13 protein-coding genes are annotated in these 13,166 nt (G+C 62.8%); 10 read left to right on the top strand and 3 right to left on the bottom strand.

The genetic code is table 11. The annotated features are described in order from the left end of the window. Positions 1-3: 3 nt before the first annotated feature. Entirely contained in the window at positions 4-957 is a 954-nt protein-coding gene (locus J2X15_RS07230) for a Bug family tripartite tricarboxylate transporter substrate binding protein (protein ID WP_310341239.1), read from the bottom strand. A gap of 152 nt (positions 958-1,109) precedes the next feature. Next, positions 1,110-2,027: a LysR family transcriptional regulator gene (locus J2X15_RS07225; RefSeq protein WP_310340865.1), complete on the bottom strand. Its 918-nt coding sequence runs from the start codon at positions 2,025-2,027 to the stop codon at positions 1,110-1,112. 123 nt (positions 2,028-2,150) lie between these two features. Between J2X15_RS07225 and J2X15_RS07220 the strand changes: the two genes are divergently transcribed. The 9 genes from J2X15_RS07220 (at position 2,151) to J2X15_RS07180 (ending at position 9,777) form a co-directional block, all read left to right on the top strand. After that, positions 2,151-2,861, top strand: coding sequence for a substrate-binding domain-containing protein (locus J2X15_RS07220; RefSeq protein ID WP_310340864.1), 711 nt, complete (start codon positions 2,151-2,153; stop codon positions 2,859-2,861). Positions 2,862-2,892: 31 nt separating this feature from the next. After that, positions 2,893-3,921 (top strand): amidohydrolase family protein, encoded by a 1,029-nt coding sequence (locus J2X15_RS07215; protein ID WP_310340862.1) that lies wholly within the window; start codon positions 2,893-2,895, stop codon positions 3,919-3,921. Between the two features lie 136 nt (positions 3,922-4,057). After that, complete coding sequence (ligK, locus tag J2X15_RS07210) at positions 4,058-4,741, top strand: 4-carboxy-4-hydroxy-2-oxoadipate aldolase/oxaloacetate decarboxylase (protein ID WP_310340860.1); 684 nt, start codon at positions 4,058-4,060, stop codon at positions 4,739-4,741. Positions 4,742-4,760: 19 nt separating this feature from the next. Continuing rightward, positions 4,761-6,026 carry an ABC transporter substrate-binding protein gene (locus tag J2X15_RS07205; protein ID WP_310340858.1) on the top strand — a complete coding sequence of 422 codons (1,266 nt, stop codon included), beginning with the start codon at positions 4,761-4,763 and terminating at the stop codon, positions 6,024-6,026. A gap of 5 nt (positions 6,027-6,031) precedes the next feature. Next, positions 6,032-6,940, top strand: a complete 909-nt coding sequence (locus J2X15_RS07200; protein WP_310340856.1) for an amidohydrolase family protein — start codon at positions 6,032-6,034, stop codon at positions 6,938-6,940. Between the two features lies 1 nt (position 6,941). After that, on the top strand, positions 6,942-7,379 hold the full coding sequence (gene ligA / locus J2X15_RS07195; RefSeq protein ID WP_310340854.1) for a protocatechuate 4,5-dioxygenase subunit alpha: 438 nt from the start codon (positions 6,942-6,944) through the stop codon (positions 7,377-7,379). A 5-nt stretch (positions 7,380-7,384) separates the two neighbouring features. After that, positions 7,385-8,278 carry a class III extradiol dioxygenase subunit beta gene (locus tag J2X15_RS07190; RefSeq protein ID WP_310340852.1) on the top strand — a complete coding sequence of 298 codons (894 nt, stop codon included), beginning with the start codon at positions 7,385-7,387 and terminating at the stop codon, positions 8,276-8,278. Next, positions 8,278-9,240, top strand: coding sequence for a Gfo/Idh/MocA family oxidoreductase (locus tag J2X15_RS07185; RefSeq protein ID WP_310340850.1), 963 nt, complete (start codon positions 8,278-8,280; stop codon positions 9,238-9,240). Before J2X15_RS07190 ends, J2X15_RS07185 begins: the two co-directional genes overlap by 1 nt. Positions 9,241-9,309: 69 nt before the next feature. Next, positions 9,310-9,777: a DUF2721 domain-containing protein gene (locus J2X15_RS07180; protein ID WP_310340849.1), complete on the top strand. Its 468-nt coding sequence runs from the start codon at positions 9,310-9,312 to the stop codon at positions 9,775-9,777. Between the two features lie 7 nt (positions 9,778-9,784). Here the strand turns inward: J2X15_RS07180 and J2X15_RS07175 are convergent, their stop codons facing one another. Next, positions 9,785-11,863, bottom strand: coding sequence for a molybdopterin-containing oxidoreductase family protein (locus J2X15_RS07175; RefSeq protein WP_310340847.1), 2,079 nt, complete (start codon positions 11,861-11,863; stop codon positions 9,785-9,787). A gap of 77 nt (positions 11,864-11,940) precedes the next feature. Between J2X15_RS07175 and J2X15_RS07170 the strand changes: the two genes are divergently transcribed. Further along, positions 11,941-13,134 (top strand): M20 aminoacylase family protein, encoded by a 1,194-nt coding sequence (locus tag J2X15_RS07170; protein WP_310340844.1) that lies wholly within the window; start codon positions 11,941-11,943, stop codon positions 13,132-13,134. Positions 13,135-13,166: the final 32 nt, after the last annotated feature.

Genomic DNA, 13,166 nt, shown 5'->3' with positions numbered 1-13,166 from the left:
GTTCTAGTCCGCCTTCACGCGCCCATTGCTCAGCACGGGTTTCCAGCGCGCGATTTCCCGCACGATCAGCTTGCCAAAGTTGGCAGGGGTGTCGGGTGTGGCGATCGCGCCTTCGGTGTTCAGCCGTGTCTTCAACTCCGGGCTGTTGAGCGCTAGGTTGATCTGGGTGTTGAGTTTGGCCACGATGTCGGCCGGTGTGCCTACCGGGGCCACCACGCCGTACCACTGGTCGGCCTCAAACCCGGGGAAGCCGGACTCGGCTACGGTGGGGACGTCGGGCAGCGCGTCCATGCGCTTGGGGCTGGAGACCGCCAGTGCCCGCATCTGCCCGGTCTTGACCTGGTTGATGACGGCGGGTGCGCCCGTGAACAGCACCTGGATTTGGCCGCCCACCAGATCGGTCACGGCCGGTGCCGTGCCGCGGTAAGGGATGTGCAGCAGCGAGGTGTTGGTCTGCAGTTTGAAGTATTCGGTGGCCAGATTCGCCGCGCTGCCGTTGCCGCCAGAGCCGTAGTTCAGCTGCCCGGGCTTGGCCTTGGCCAGGGCCACCAGTTCCTGCACGTTTTTGGCAGGCACGCTGGGGTGCACCACCAGCACATTGGGTACGCGCGCCACCCAGGCCACGGGGGCAAAGCTCTTGACCGGGTCGTAGGGCAGGTTGGGGTAGAGCGAGGGGTTGACCGCCAGCGTGCCGATGTGGCCCATCAGCAGGGTGTACCCATCGGCAGGCGCCTTGGCCACCTTGTCGGCCCCGATGGAGCCGCCCGCACCGGGCACGTTGTCAATCACCACGGGCTGGCCCCAGGCCTCGTTGAGCTTCTGCCCGATGGCACGGGCCAGGATGTCAGTGGAACCGCCTGGTGTGAAGGGGACCACCAGGCGGATAGGCTTGCCGGGGTAGCTGGCGGCACTTTGCGCGTCGGCACTTTCTGCATAAAAGAGGCCGCTAGCCCCCATGAACAGTGCGCAAGCAGCTATCAATTTGTGAGTACTCTTAACCATGCCCCAGTCCCCGTTGTCGGTGTGTTTGGGGCCAGTGTGCGGGGCAGTGCCAGCGCGGGCAAGTCCGCGCCGGCCATAGCAGCTATGCCAAAAAAAGGCGTGGCCGACTAGCGGTGGATCGCTTTCAGCACGACCTGGCTCACCACGTCCATGGCCTTGCGCTGCGTTTGCGTGGTGGGGCGGCGGGCCGACCACACCAGCATCAGCTGGCTCATGATGCGCGGGCTGTGGATGGCCTGCACGGTAAAGGTCTCGGGGTTGTCGAAGTTGCTCAGCGTGTAGCTGGGCAGCACGGCGTGGCCCATGCCTTCCTTCACCAGGTTCAGGATGGCGTTCAGGCCATCCACCTCCAGCAGCACATCGGGGCGGCGGCCAATGGCCATCATCTCGCCCTCGATGAGAATGCGAAACGCGTTGGGCCGGCTGGGCAGGATCAGCGGCAGGTCGGCCACTTCCTTGAGGCTGATGGCTGGTGCCGCCTTGTTTTTCTTACCACCGGCGCCGGGCTGCGGGTTGTGCGAGATCAGTGACAGCTCGTCTTCGTCCAGCGTGCTCATTTCCAGCTCGGTGCTCTGGCCGGGGTTGTAGAGCACGGCCATGTCCAGATTGCCCAGGCGCAGGCCTTCGTGCATCTGCACCGAAAAGCCCTCGGTCAGCGTCAGCTGGGCCTGCGGCAAATGCTCGCGAAACGCCAGCACCAGTGGCACGGTGATCAGCTTGGACAGGCTGGGCGGCAGGCCGATGGAGACGCGCCCGGCCAGCGCACCGCGGGCTGCACCCAGCTCTTCGCGTGTGAGCTGCACCTGGTGCAGGATGCCGCGCCCGTGCTCCAGCAGCAGCTTGCCCGCTTCGGTGGGCACGGCACCGCGGCCGTTGCGCGTCAGCAGGTTTTGTCGCAGCTCCACCTCCAGCAGGCGGATCTGTCGGCTCAGCGCGGGCTGGGCCACGTCCAGCGAGATGGAGGCGCGCGTGAAGCTGCCCAGCTCGGCCACCCGCACAAAGTACTCCAGCTGTTTCAGGTCCATGGCGGTCTCCAAATGGGAATGTGGCATCAGCGAATAGCTGCTCGTCGATTATGCCAATTTGAGATAGCTGCTAGTGGGGTGTTTGCCTTATCAAACCTCCAGCCGCAGACCAGAATAGCCACCATGCCAAGCCCTACGTCTTCCCTGCCCGTCTCCTTGCGCGGCATCTCGTCCATGGCCACGCGTCAGCTGCTGGCCGAGCTGGCTGCGGCCTATACCGATCGCACTGGCATCGCCATAGCGATCGAGTCAGTGGGCGGTGTGGATGCAGCCAAACGCGTGCAGGCGGGTGAGCCATTCGACGTGGTGTTTTTGGCGTCAGATGCTATCGACAAGCTAGTTGCCGCAGGCCGCGTGCTGCCCGGTAGCAAGGTGGACTTGGTGCACTCCGGCGTGGCTGTGGCCGTGCGTGCCGGCACAGCGTTGCCCAACATCGCGTCTGAAGACGCAGTGCGCCAAGCCGTGCTGGCTGCCCCCAGCCTCAGCTATTCCACGGGCCCCAGCGGCGTGGCCTTGGCCAAGCTGTTCGAGCGCTGGGGCATTGCCGATGCGATCCAGAGCCGCATCGTGCAAGCACCGCCCGGCGTGCCCGTGGGCACGCTGGTGGCCCACGGCGAAGTGGCCTTGGGCTTTCAACAACTCAGCGAACTGATCCATGTGGACGGCATTGCCATCGTCGGCGCGCTGCCCGCCGCCATCCAGATCACCACCACATTTTCAGCCGGTGTTTGCAGCAGTTCCACACATGCAGATGCGGTGCGCGATCTGCTGGCCTTCATGGCCTCGGCAGACGCGGCAGAGGCCAAACAGCGCCAGGGTATGGAACCTGCCTGAGCACCACACACAAGATTCAAGGAGACACCCCATGATCATCGACTGCCACGGCCACTACACCACCGCGCCCAAGGCGCTGGAAAACTGGCGCAACGCTCAGATTGCCAACCTCAACACGCCCGAGCTGGGCCCCAAGGTAGCCGACCTCAAGATCAGCGACGACGAGCTGCGTGAGACCATCGAGTCCAACCAGCTGCGCCTGATGAAGGAGCGTGGCTCCGACCTCACCATCTTCAGCCCGCGCGCCAGCTTCATGGCCCACCACATTGGTGACTTCAATGTCTCCAGCACCTGGGCTGCCATCTGCAATGAGCTGTGCTTCCGCGTGAGCGAGCTGTTCCCTGACCACTTCATCCCTGCGGCCATGCTGCCGCAAAGCCCGGGTGTGGACCCCGCCACCTGCATCCCCGAGCTGGTGAAGTGTGTGGAGCAGTATGGCAATGTGGGCATCAACCTGAACCCGGACCCCAGCGGCGGCCATTGGACTTCGCCCCCGCTGTCCGACAAGCATTGGTTCCCCATCTACGAGAAGATGGTGGAGTACGACATCCCCGCGATGATCCACGTCAGCACCAGCTGCAACGCCTGCTTCCACACCACGGGTGCCCATTACCTGAACGCAGACACGACGGCCTTCATGCAGTGTCTGACCAGTGATCTGTTCAAGCAGTTCCCCACACTCAAGTTCCTGATTCCCCATGGTGGCGGCGCCGTGCCCTACCACTGGGGCCGTTTCCGCGGTCTGGCGCAGGAGCTGAAAAAGCCATTGCTTGAAGAGCATCTGCTCAACAACATTTACTTCGACACGTGTGTGTATCACCAGCCCGGCATTGATTTGCTTAATACCGTGATCCCGGTGAAGAACGTGTTGTTTGCGTCCGAGATGATCGGTGCGGTGCGGGGCATTGATCCGCAGACGGGCAACTATTACGACGATACCAAGCGCTATATCGAAGCGTCGAAGATTTTGAGCAATGAAGACCGGTTTGAGATTTATGAGGGGAATGCGCGTCGCGTGTTTCCGCGGTTGGATAAAGCTTTGAAAGCCAAGGGTAAGTAGTTGGTGGGAGCGGGGCGGCCGACCGTTTTGCTACGTGTCCCCCGCCCGCTGCGCGAGCTCCTCCTTTACCTCCGCAAAACGCCCGGCCACCCCTATTCCGCCGCGGGCTCAGAGCAAATATTTAGGAGAAACAGAAATGTACGAACTAGGCGTTGTCTACAAAAACATCACCCGCGCTGATCGCGCAGCCGCCGACGGCCTGGCCGCCCTGGGCTCTGCCACGGTGCATGAAGCCATGGGTCGCGTGGGCCTGCTCAAGCCCTATATGCGCCCCATCTACAGCGGCCAACAGGTGTCCGGCACCGCCGTCACCGTGCTACTGCAGCCCGGCGACAACTGGATGATGCATGTGGCGGCTGAGCAGATTCAGCCTGGCGATGTCGTCGTGGCCACCGTCACCGCCGAGTGCACCGATGGCTTCTTTGGCGATCTGCTGGCCACCTCCTTCCAGGCCCGCGGCGCACGCGCTCTCATCATCGATGGCGGTGTGCGCGATGTGAAGGAGCTGCAGCGCATGGGCTTTCCCGTGTGGAGCAAGGCCATCAGCAGCAAGGGCACCATCAAGGCGACGCTGGGCTCGGTGAACATTCCCATCGTCTGCGCCGGCATGCTGGTCACGCCGGGCGACGTGATCGTGGCCGACGACGACGGCGTGGTCTGCGTGCCTGCTGCGCGCGCCGCCGCCACCCTGGAAGCGGCGCAGAAGCGCGAGAGCTTCGAGGGCGAGAAGCGCGCCAAGCTGGCCGCCGGCGTGTTGGGGCTGGACATGTACAAGATGCGCGAGCCCTTGGCCGCCGCAGGTTTGAAGTACATCGATTGACGTGCACCGCGCCCACGCCATGACGCCTCGTACCTTGCTTCGCACCTTGTGCTGCCTGGCCGGTGCTGCTGCATTGGCCTGCCACGCGCAAATTCCGCTGGCCGGCGTCACCGAGGCCACGGGGCCCGGTGCTCTGGCAGGGACCGGTTTCAAGAACGGCTACCGCATGGCTATTGATGAGGTCAATGGCAGCGGTGGCGTGCTGGGGCAAAAACTGGTGCTGACCCAGTTCGACATAGACACCAAACCCGATGCAGCCAAAGAGGCGATGGTTCAGGCCGTAGCGGGCAAGCCCTTTGCCATTTTGGGGCCGGTGTTTTCCGGGCTTACGTTGGCAACCATGCCCGTCACGACAGCTACAGGCATTCCACATTTCACGGGGGGCGAAGCCGCGTCGCTCACCCGCAAGTTCCATCCCACTCTGTTGCGCAGCTCGCTGTCGCAAACAGCCTCAGCGCCGCGCCTGGCCTCGTTTGTGGCTTATGGACTGGAACCTAGAGGCCTCGCGCTCATGTTCATTGACAATGACCTGGGGCGCGACGGAAAGGCGGCACTGAGCGAGGTATTCAAGCGGCGCAATACCAACGTAAGCTTCGAGCGGGCCATCAAACCCGGTCAGACCGATTTCAGCAAGGACGTGACCGACTTGATCAACGCGCAGACCGACGCGTTGTTGTTTTACACCACCGAGACCGAGGCCATCGGACTGCTCAAGGAGTTGCGCAAGCAGGGCTTCAGCAAACCGGTGTTCTCTGATGGTTTGGTGGCAGCGCAGACTGTGATCGACGGAGCCCAGGGTGCGGCGGAAGGCGTGCTGGCGCATATGACGGCCTCGGTTGATGCACCCACGCCGCAGGTGCAGTCGTTTACGGCCCGCTATATCGCACGCTACGGTGCTCGGCCCGACCACAACGCCATCAAAGGTTTCTTTGCGGTGCAACTCATCAAGGCGGGACTGGAGCTGTCAGGCAGGGTTGATCAGACCCAATTCCTCAAGACCGTAAAGGACACGCGTTTTGATGTGCGCAAATACCCTGAATTACTGAGCTCTACGGGCTACGATTTTTTTGGAGAGTTGAATCGCGAAAGCTACTTTGTGGTGATCCGCGAGGGCCGACCGCGTGTGCTGGCCACGATGCGCTCCATCGAAGGCGGGCAGGTCGAACTGCCCAACCACAGCCAGATCGCCATGAACTCTGCGGAGTTCCGCCGTACCGTTGCTGCAACTCTGCCGGGTGCGGCATCAGCACCGGTGTCGGCCCATCCCATTATCAAAACCAAATGACGCCTATGAAATTTGAAAAAACCCCCGGTTGGCTGGACTGGTACACCGGGCCTGCCAAGCCCACGTTCAAACTGCCTGCGGGTGCCGTGGATGCGCACTGCCACGTGTTCGGACCCGGTGCCGAATTCCCCTTCGCGCCCGAGCGCAAGTACACGCCATGCGATGCGTCCAAGCACCAGCTGTTCGCGCTGCGCGACCACCTGGGTTTTGAAAGAAACGTCATCGTGCAAGCCACCTGCCACGGTGCGGACAACCGCGCCATGGTGGATGCGCTGCTGGCCAGTGATGGCAAAGCGCGCGGCGTGGCCACGGTCAAGCGCAGCGTGACCGACGAAGAGCTGCAAGCTATGCACGATGCCGGTGTGCGTGGTGTGCGTTTCAACTTCGTAAAGCGCCTGGTGGACTTCACGCCCAAGGATGAGCTGATGGAAATTGCCAGCCGCATTGCCAAGTGGGGCTGGCACGTGGTCATCTACTTCGAGGCGGTAGACCTGCCCGAGCTATGGGACTTCTTCACCGCGCTGCCCACCACCGTGGTGGTGGACCACATGGGCCGTCCGGACGTGTCGCTGCCCGTGGATGGCCCGCAGTTCGCACTGTTTGAGAAATTCATGCGCGAGCACCAGAATGTGTGGAGCAAGGTGAGTTGCCCTGAACGCCTGAGCGTGAGCGGCCCCAAGGCCCTGAACGGTGAGCAGAATGCCTACCGCGATGTGATCCCGTTTGCCAAGCGCATCGTCGAGCAGTTTCCTGACCGCGTGCTCTGGGGCACCGACTGGCCGCATCCCAACCTGAAAGACCACATGCCCGACGACGGTCTGCTGGTGGACTTCATTCCCCACATTGCGCCAACCGCCGAACTACAACGCAAGCTGCTGGTGGACAACCCCAACCGCCTGTACTGGAAAGACTGATATGTCCCTAGACAAACCCTACCAGGACATTCCTGGAACCACCATTTTTGATGCCGAGCAAAGCCGCAAGGGCTATTGGCTCAACCAGTTCTGCATGTCGCTCATGAAGGCCGAGAATCGCGAACGCTTCAAGGCCAACCAGCGCGCTTATCTGGACGAGTGGGCCATGAGCGAAGAGCAGAAGCAGGCTGTGCTGGACATGGACCTGAACCGCGCCATTAGCCTGGGCGGCAACATCTACTTCCTGGCCAAAATTGGTGCCACGCACGGCCGCAGCTTCCAGCAGATGGCCGGCAGCATGACCGGCATGACCGAAGAGGAATACCGCGCCATGATGATTTCTGGTGGCCGCTCGGTCGAAGGCAATCGCAAACTCGGTGAGGACGGTACGGCCCAGCCGCACCGCCAACCACAAGGCCAAGCTGGCAAGAAAGACTGACCCCTATGGCCAAAATTACCGCCTCAGTATTCACCTCGCACGTGCCCGCCATCGGCGCGGCCATGGATCTGGGCAAGACCCAGGAAGATTACTGGAAGCCGCTGTTCACGGGCTATGAGTATTCCAAGCAGTGGATGAAGGACAACAAGCCTGACGTGATCATCCTGGTCTTCAACGACCACGCCACGGCCTTCAGCCTGGACATGATTCCCACCTTTGCCATTGGCACCGCGGCTGAGTACACCCCGGCCGACGAAGGCTTTGGCCCCCGCCCCGTGCCCAAGGTCATGGGCCACCCGGACCTGGCCTCACACATCGCCCACTCGGTCATCCAGCAGGACTTCGATCTCACCATCGTCAACAAGATGGACGTGGACCACGGTCTGACTGTTCCCTTGTCGTTGATGTGCGGCGAGAAAGACCCGGTGAAGGACAGCTGGCCCTGCCCCGTGATCCCGTTTGCGGTGAACGTGGTGCAGTACCCCGTGCCCAGCGGCCAGCGCTGCTTCAACCTTGGCAAGGCGATCCGCAAGGCGGTGGAGAGTTTTGATGAAGACTTGAATGTGCACATCTGGGGCACCGGCGGCATGAGCCACCAGCTTCAGGGTGCGCGCGCTGGCCTCATCAACCGCGAGTGGGACAACGCCTGGCTGGACCAGATGATTGCTGATCCTGTTGCCTGCGCCGCCACGCCCCACATCGACTATGTGCGCGAAGCTGGCAGCGAAGGCATTGAACTGGTGATGTGGCTGATCGCCCGTGGCGCCATGTCCGATGTTTCCTACGATGCTACAGATTTGGAAGCAGCCCGAGCACATTCTGTGCGGGTTGCACACCGTTTTTACCATGTGCCTGCCAGCAACACCGCCGTGGGCCATTTGATCCTGGAGAACAACTAATGTCTAAAACCATCAAAGTCGCGCTGGCTGGCGCGGGCGCCTTCGGCATCAAGCACCTGGACGGCATCAAGAACATCGAGGGCGTGGAAGTCGTCTCGCTGATCAGCCGCGACCTGGAAAAAACCAAGGAAGTCGCCGCCAAGTACGGCATTGGCCATGTGACCACCGAGCTGTCCGATAGCCTGGCCCTGCCCGGACTGGACGCGGTGATTCTGTGCACGCCCACGCAAATGCATGCCGAGCAAACCCTGGCCTGCCTGAAGGCCGGCAAGCACGTGCAGGTGGAGATCCCCCTGGCCGACAGCTGGGCCGGTGCCGACGCCGTGGTAGCCGAGCAGAAGAAGACCGGCCTGGTCGCCATGTGCGGCCACACGCGCCGCTTCAACCCCAGCCACCAGTACGTGAACCAGCAGATCACGGCTGGCAAGTTCAACATCCAGCAAATGGATGTGCAGACCTACTTCTTCCGCCGCACCAACACCAATGCGCTGGGCCAGGCCCGCAGCTGGACGGACCACCTGCTGTGGCACCACGCGGCCCACACCGTGGACCTGTTCGCCTACCAGGCCAACAGCCCCATCGTGCAGGCCAACGCCATCCAGGGCCCCATCCACCCGGTGCTGGGCATTGCCATGGACATGAGCATCCAGCTGCGCGCGGCCAATGGCGCCATCTGCACGCTGTCCCTGAGCTTCAACAACGACGGCCCCTTGGGCACCTACTTCCGCTACATCGGTGACACGGCCACCTACCTCGCGCGCTATGACGATCTCTTCAACGGTAAGGAAGAGAAGATCGACGTAAGCCAGGTGGCGGTGAGCATGAACGGCATCGAGCTGCAAGACCGCGAATTCTTTGCCGCCATCAAGGAAGGCCGCGAGCCCAACTCCAGCGTGGGCCGCGTGCTGGACTGCTACCGCGTGCTGCACCAGCTGGAACAGCAACTGGCCGCCCAAGCCTGATCTGCCACCTACAATGCAACGCCATGCGGGTGCCTGCCCGTATGGCGTTTTTCATTGAGGTGTGCATACATGGCTTTCCCCCTGGACCCTGACACGGTTTCCCACGGCATCCAGCTCTCGGTAGCTCCGGTGTTTTTGCTCACCGCGGTGTCCGGCATGATCGGCGCGGTGGCGGGCCGGCTGGCACGCATCATTGACCGTGCACGCACGGTGGAGCAGCACATCAAGCACCAGACCCACCCCGAGGAAACCGATGCCAACTACGCCGAGTTGGCCGAGCTGCGCACCCGGGGTCTGCTGGCCAATGCCTGCATCGCCTTGCTCACGCTCTGCGGCATCCTGATTGGGGTCACCATCATGGTGCTGTTCCTGGGCGAGACGATTGACTTCCCCGGCCTGCGCATTTCCATCTTCACGTTTTTGGGTGGTGTGGGCTGCTTCTTGCTGGCGCTGCTGTGCTTCATGGCTGAAACGCTGATCGCCACTCGCCTGCTGAACTTTGGGAAGAAGGGCGCGCTGCCGCAACAGCGCCCATGACCGTGGGCTAGATGCGCTGCACTTCCACCGCGCAGTCGTAGAAGGTGGGCGCCCGGCCCATGTCGGTCAGGCGCTGGCTGGTCAACTCGTTCACATTGGTGCCGTCGCGTCCCAGCTTGCGCCACCATACCCCCAGCCCATTCACCACGCCGGGCCGCGCCCGGTCCGACACGCGGGCCACGCATTCGTAGGCACCGCGCGCGTTGAACACGCGCACCACTGCACCGTCTGCAATCTGGCGTGCGGCGGCGTCACTGGCGTGGATTTCCACCAGCGGCTCTCCTTCGATGTCGCGCAGGCTTTTCACGTTCACAAAGGTGGAGTTGAGGAAGTTGCGCGCGGGCGGTGAAATCATCGCCAGCGGGTAGCGCGCGTCGGCCCCCGCGGGTTCGTAGTTGGGCACAAAGTCGGGCAGGCCATCTTGCCCTTGGCGGGCCAAGCGCTCGCTGAAAAACTCGCACTTGCCACTGGGGGTGGGGAAACCACCTTCAGCAAACGGGGCCTCGGGCACGGGCAGGGGTGCAAAGCCTTGGGTCAGCAGCATTTCAAAGTCCACCTTGTCACCAAAGGCGGTGCGGCACAGGCTCTCATCCGTCTCCGCAAACACGGCTTCGGTATAGCCCATGTGGCGTGCCAGGTCGCGGAAGAACTGGGTGTTGGTGCGGGCCTCGCCCAGTGGCGCGATGGAGGGGCGGTTCAGCAGGATGTCGGTGTGGCCGTAGCTGCTGTGCACATCCCAATGCTCCAGCTGCGTGGTGGCAGGCAGCACATAGTCGGCATAGTCGGCCGTGTCGGTCTGGAAGTGCTCCAGCACCACGGTGAACAGGTCCTCGCGCGCAAAGCCCTGCACCACCTTGGTGGAATTAGGCGCCACGGCCACCGGGTTGCTGTTGTAGACGATGACCGCCTCAATCGCCGGCCCGAAGGCCTCGCTGGCGGGGCGCAGCAGGTCGTCACCAATGGTGCTCATGTTGATGGTGCGCGGGTTGCGACCAGCCAGCAGTTCGGGGCGCTCCAGCGCGGCCGCCTGCACCGGCACATAGCCCGAGCTGGAGAGCAGGACGCCGCCGGCGCGGAGGCGCCAGGCGCCGATGAGCGCGGGCAGACAGGCAATGGCACGCACCGCATTGCCGCCGCCGCGGGTGCGTTGCAGCCCGTAGTTCATGCGAATGGCCGCAGGTTTGCCCTGCTTGCCGGCTTCCCCATAATCACGTGCCAGTGACACCACTTGTTCCGTGGTGATGCCGCAGACGGCGGCCACACGTTCGGGCGGCCATTCCAGCGCGCGCGCGCGCAGGGCGTCCCAGCCCAGGGTGTAGCGGGCAATGTAGTCGTGGTCCAGCCAGTCGTGGGTGATGAGCTGGTGCATCAGGCCCAGTGCCAGCGCGGCATCGGTGCCGGGTAGCAGGGCAATGTGCTCGTGGCATTTCTCGGCAGTCTCGGTGCGGCGCGGGTCGATGCAGATCACCTTGGCGCCATTGCGCTTGGCGGTTTGTACATGGCGCCAGAAGTGCACATTGCTGCCAATGGAGTTGCTGCCCCAGATGAGGATCAGTTGCGACTCGGCAAAGAATTCGACGCGTGTGCCGACCTTGTTGCCCAGGGTCTGGTTCAGGGCCTCGGTCCCGGCCGATGCGCAGATGGTGCGGTCCAGGCGTGAGGCGCCCAGTTTGTTGAAGACGCGCGCCGCCATGCCTTCGCCCTGCACGCGGCCCATGGTGCCGGCATAGCTGTAGGGCAGGATGGCTTCGGCACTGCGGCCACCGCGGTTGGCAATCTGGCCCAGGCGTTGCGCAATGTCGGCCAATGCGGCCTCCCAGCTCACGGGCTCAAACTGGCCGCTGCCTTTGGGTCCTACGCGGCGCAGCGGTTGCAGCAGGCGTTCGGGGTGGTAGGTGCGTTCGGTGTAGCGCGACACCTTGGTGCACAGCGCGCCGTTGGTGGCCGGATGGTCGGCGTTGCCTTGCACCTTGATGGCGATGCCGTCGCGCACGGTGACCACCATGGAACAGGTGTCGGGGCAGTCGTGCGGGCAGGCGCCCAAGACTTTGTGCTCAGGGGCGGAAGTGGAAATCTCTGGGTGCATGGCTCTACTTTAGCGAGTCCTGCCTGACCGCGTCAGAAGAGGGGTGCACAATTCATCTCCTTGCTGGAGTTCTCCCTATGAAGCTACTAGACCCCATTGTTGCCAATACCCCCCAAATTGCCGCCTTGCGCCGTGATTTGCATGCCCACCCCGAGCTGTGTTTTGAAGAGATTCGCACCGCCGACCTGGTGGCCGCCAAACTGACCGAGTGGGGCATCCCCATCCACCGCGGCCTGGGCACCACGGGCGTGGTCGGTATCGTCAAGGCTGGCACCTCCAGCCGCGCGCTGGCGTTGCGGGCCGACATGGACGCGCTGCCCATGCAGGAGTTCAACACCTTTGCCCACACCAGCCAGCACCCCGGCAAGATGCACGCCTGCGGCCACGACGGCCACACCGCCATGCTGCTAGGCGCAGCCCAGTACCTGGCCCAGCACCGTAACTTTGATGGCACGGTGTACCTGGTGTTCCAGCCGGCCGAAGAGGGTGGTGGCGGTGCGCGCGAAATGATCAAGGACGGCCTGTTTGAGCAGTTCCCCGTGGAGGCCGTGTTTGGCATGCACAACTGGCCTGGCATGCGGGCCGGCACTTTTGCCGCCAGCCCAGGGCCGGTCATGGCGTCCAGCAACGAATTCAAGATCGTCATCACCGGCAAGGGCGGCCATGCCGCCATGCCACACAACGCTATCGACCCCGTGGTGGTGGCCTGCCAGATGGTGCAGGGCTTCCAGACCATCATCAGCCGCAACAAAAAGCCGATTGATGCGGGCGTGATCTCGGTCACCATGATTCACACGGGCGAAGCCACCAATGTGATCCCCGACCACTGCGAGATCCAGGGCACGGTGCGCACGTTCACCATCGAGGTGCTGGACATGATCGAGCAGCGCATGCGTGACCTGGCCCGGCACACCAGCGCGGCCTTTGGCACCACCTGCGCGTTTGAGTTTGTGCGCAATTACCCGCCCACCATCAACGCGCCCAAGGAAGCCGAATTCGCCCGCAAAGTGATGGCCAGCATCGTGGGTGAAGAGAATGTGCTGGTGCAAGAGCCCACCATGGGCGCCGAAGACTTTGCCTACATGCTGCAGGCCAAACCGGGTTGCTACAGCTTCATTGCCAATGGTGATGGTGCCCACCGCGACATGGGCCATGGCGGCGGGCCTTGCATGTTGCACAACCCGAGCTACGATTTCAATGATGAACTGCTGCCCCTGGGCGCTACCTACTGGGTGCGGCTGGCCGAACAATGGCTCGCGCCGCAGCCCTGAAATACGTATGATTAAGACAAACCGTAACGGGA

Origin of the sequence: Rhodoferax saidenbachensis, from assembly GCF_031457975.1 — a bacterium.
Lineage (GTDB): Bacteria > Pseudomonadota > Gammaproteobacteria > Burkholderiales > Burkholderiaceae_C > Allorhodoferax > Allorhodoferax saidenbachensis_A.
The sequence above is the reverse complement of the archived record's forward strand: the minus strand, read 5'-3'. Positions and strand labels throughout refer to the sequence as shown.

Bases quoted from the DNA above. Each gene is read 5' to 3' on its own strand.
- J2X15_RS07230 (WP_310341239.1), bottom strand. From the start codon at position 957: ATGGGGGCTAGCGGCCTCTTTTATGCAGAAAGTGCCGACGCGCAAAGT.
- J2X15_RS07225 (WP_310340865.1), bottom strand. From the start codon at position 2,027: ATGGACCTGAAACAGCTGGAGTACTTTGTGCGGGTGGCCGAGCTGGGC.
- J2X15_RS07220 (WP_310340864.1), top strand. From the start codon at position 2,151: ATGCCAAGCCCTACGTCTTCCCTGCCCGTCTCCTTGCGCGGCATCTCG.
- J2X15_RS07215 (WP_310340862.1), top strand. From the start codon at position 2,893: ATGATCATCGACTGCCACGGCCACTACACCACCGCGCCCAAGGCGCTG.
- ligK (WP_310340860.1), top strand. From the start codon at position 4,058: ATGTACGAACTAGGCGTTGTCTACAAAAACATCACCCGCGCTGATCGC.
- J2X15_RS07205 (WP_310340858.1), top strand. From the start codon at position 4,761: ATGACGCCTCGTACCTTGCTTCGCACCTTGTGCTGCCTGGCCGGTGCT.
- J2X15_RS07200 (WP_310340856.1), top strand. From the start codon at position 6,032: ATGAAATTTGAAAAAACCCCCGGTTGGCTGGACTGGTACACCGGGCCT.
- ligA (WP_310340854.1), top strand. From the start codon at position 6,942: ATGTCCCTAGACAAACCCTACCAGGACATTCCTGGAACCACCATTTTT.
- J2X15_RS07190 (WP_310340852.1), top strand. From the start codon at position 7,385: ATGGCCAAAATTACCGCCTCAGTATTCACCTCGCACGTGCCCGCCATC.
- J2X15_RS07185 (WP_310340850.1), top strand. From the start codon at position 8,278: ATGTCTAAAACCATCAAAGTCGCGCTGGCTGGCGCGGGCGCCTTCGGC.
- J2X15_RS07180 (WP_310340849.1), top strand. From the start codon at position 9,310: ATGGCTTTCCCCCTGGACCCTGACACGGTTTCCCACGGCATCCAGCTC.
- J2X15_RS07175 (WP_310340847.1), bottom strand. From the start codon at position 11,863: ATGCACCCAGAGATTTCCACTTCCGCCCCTGAGCACAAAGTCTTGGGC.
- J2X15_RS07170 (WP_310340844.1), top strand. From the start codon at position 11,941: ATGAAGCTACTAGACCCCATTGTTGCCAATACCCCCCAAATTGCCGCC.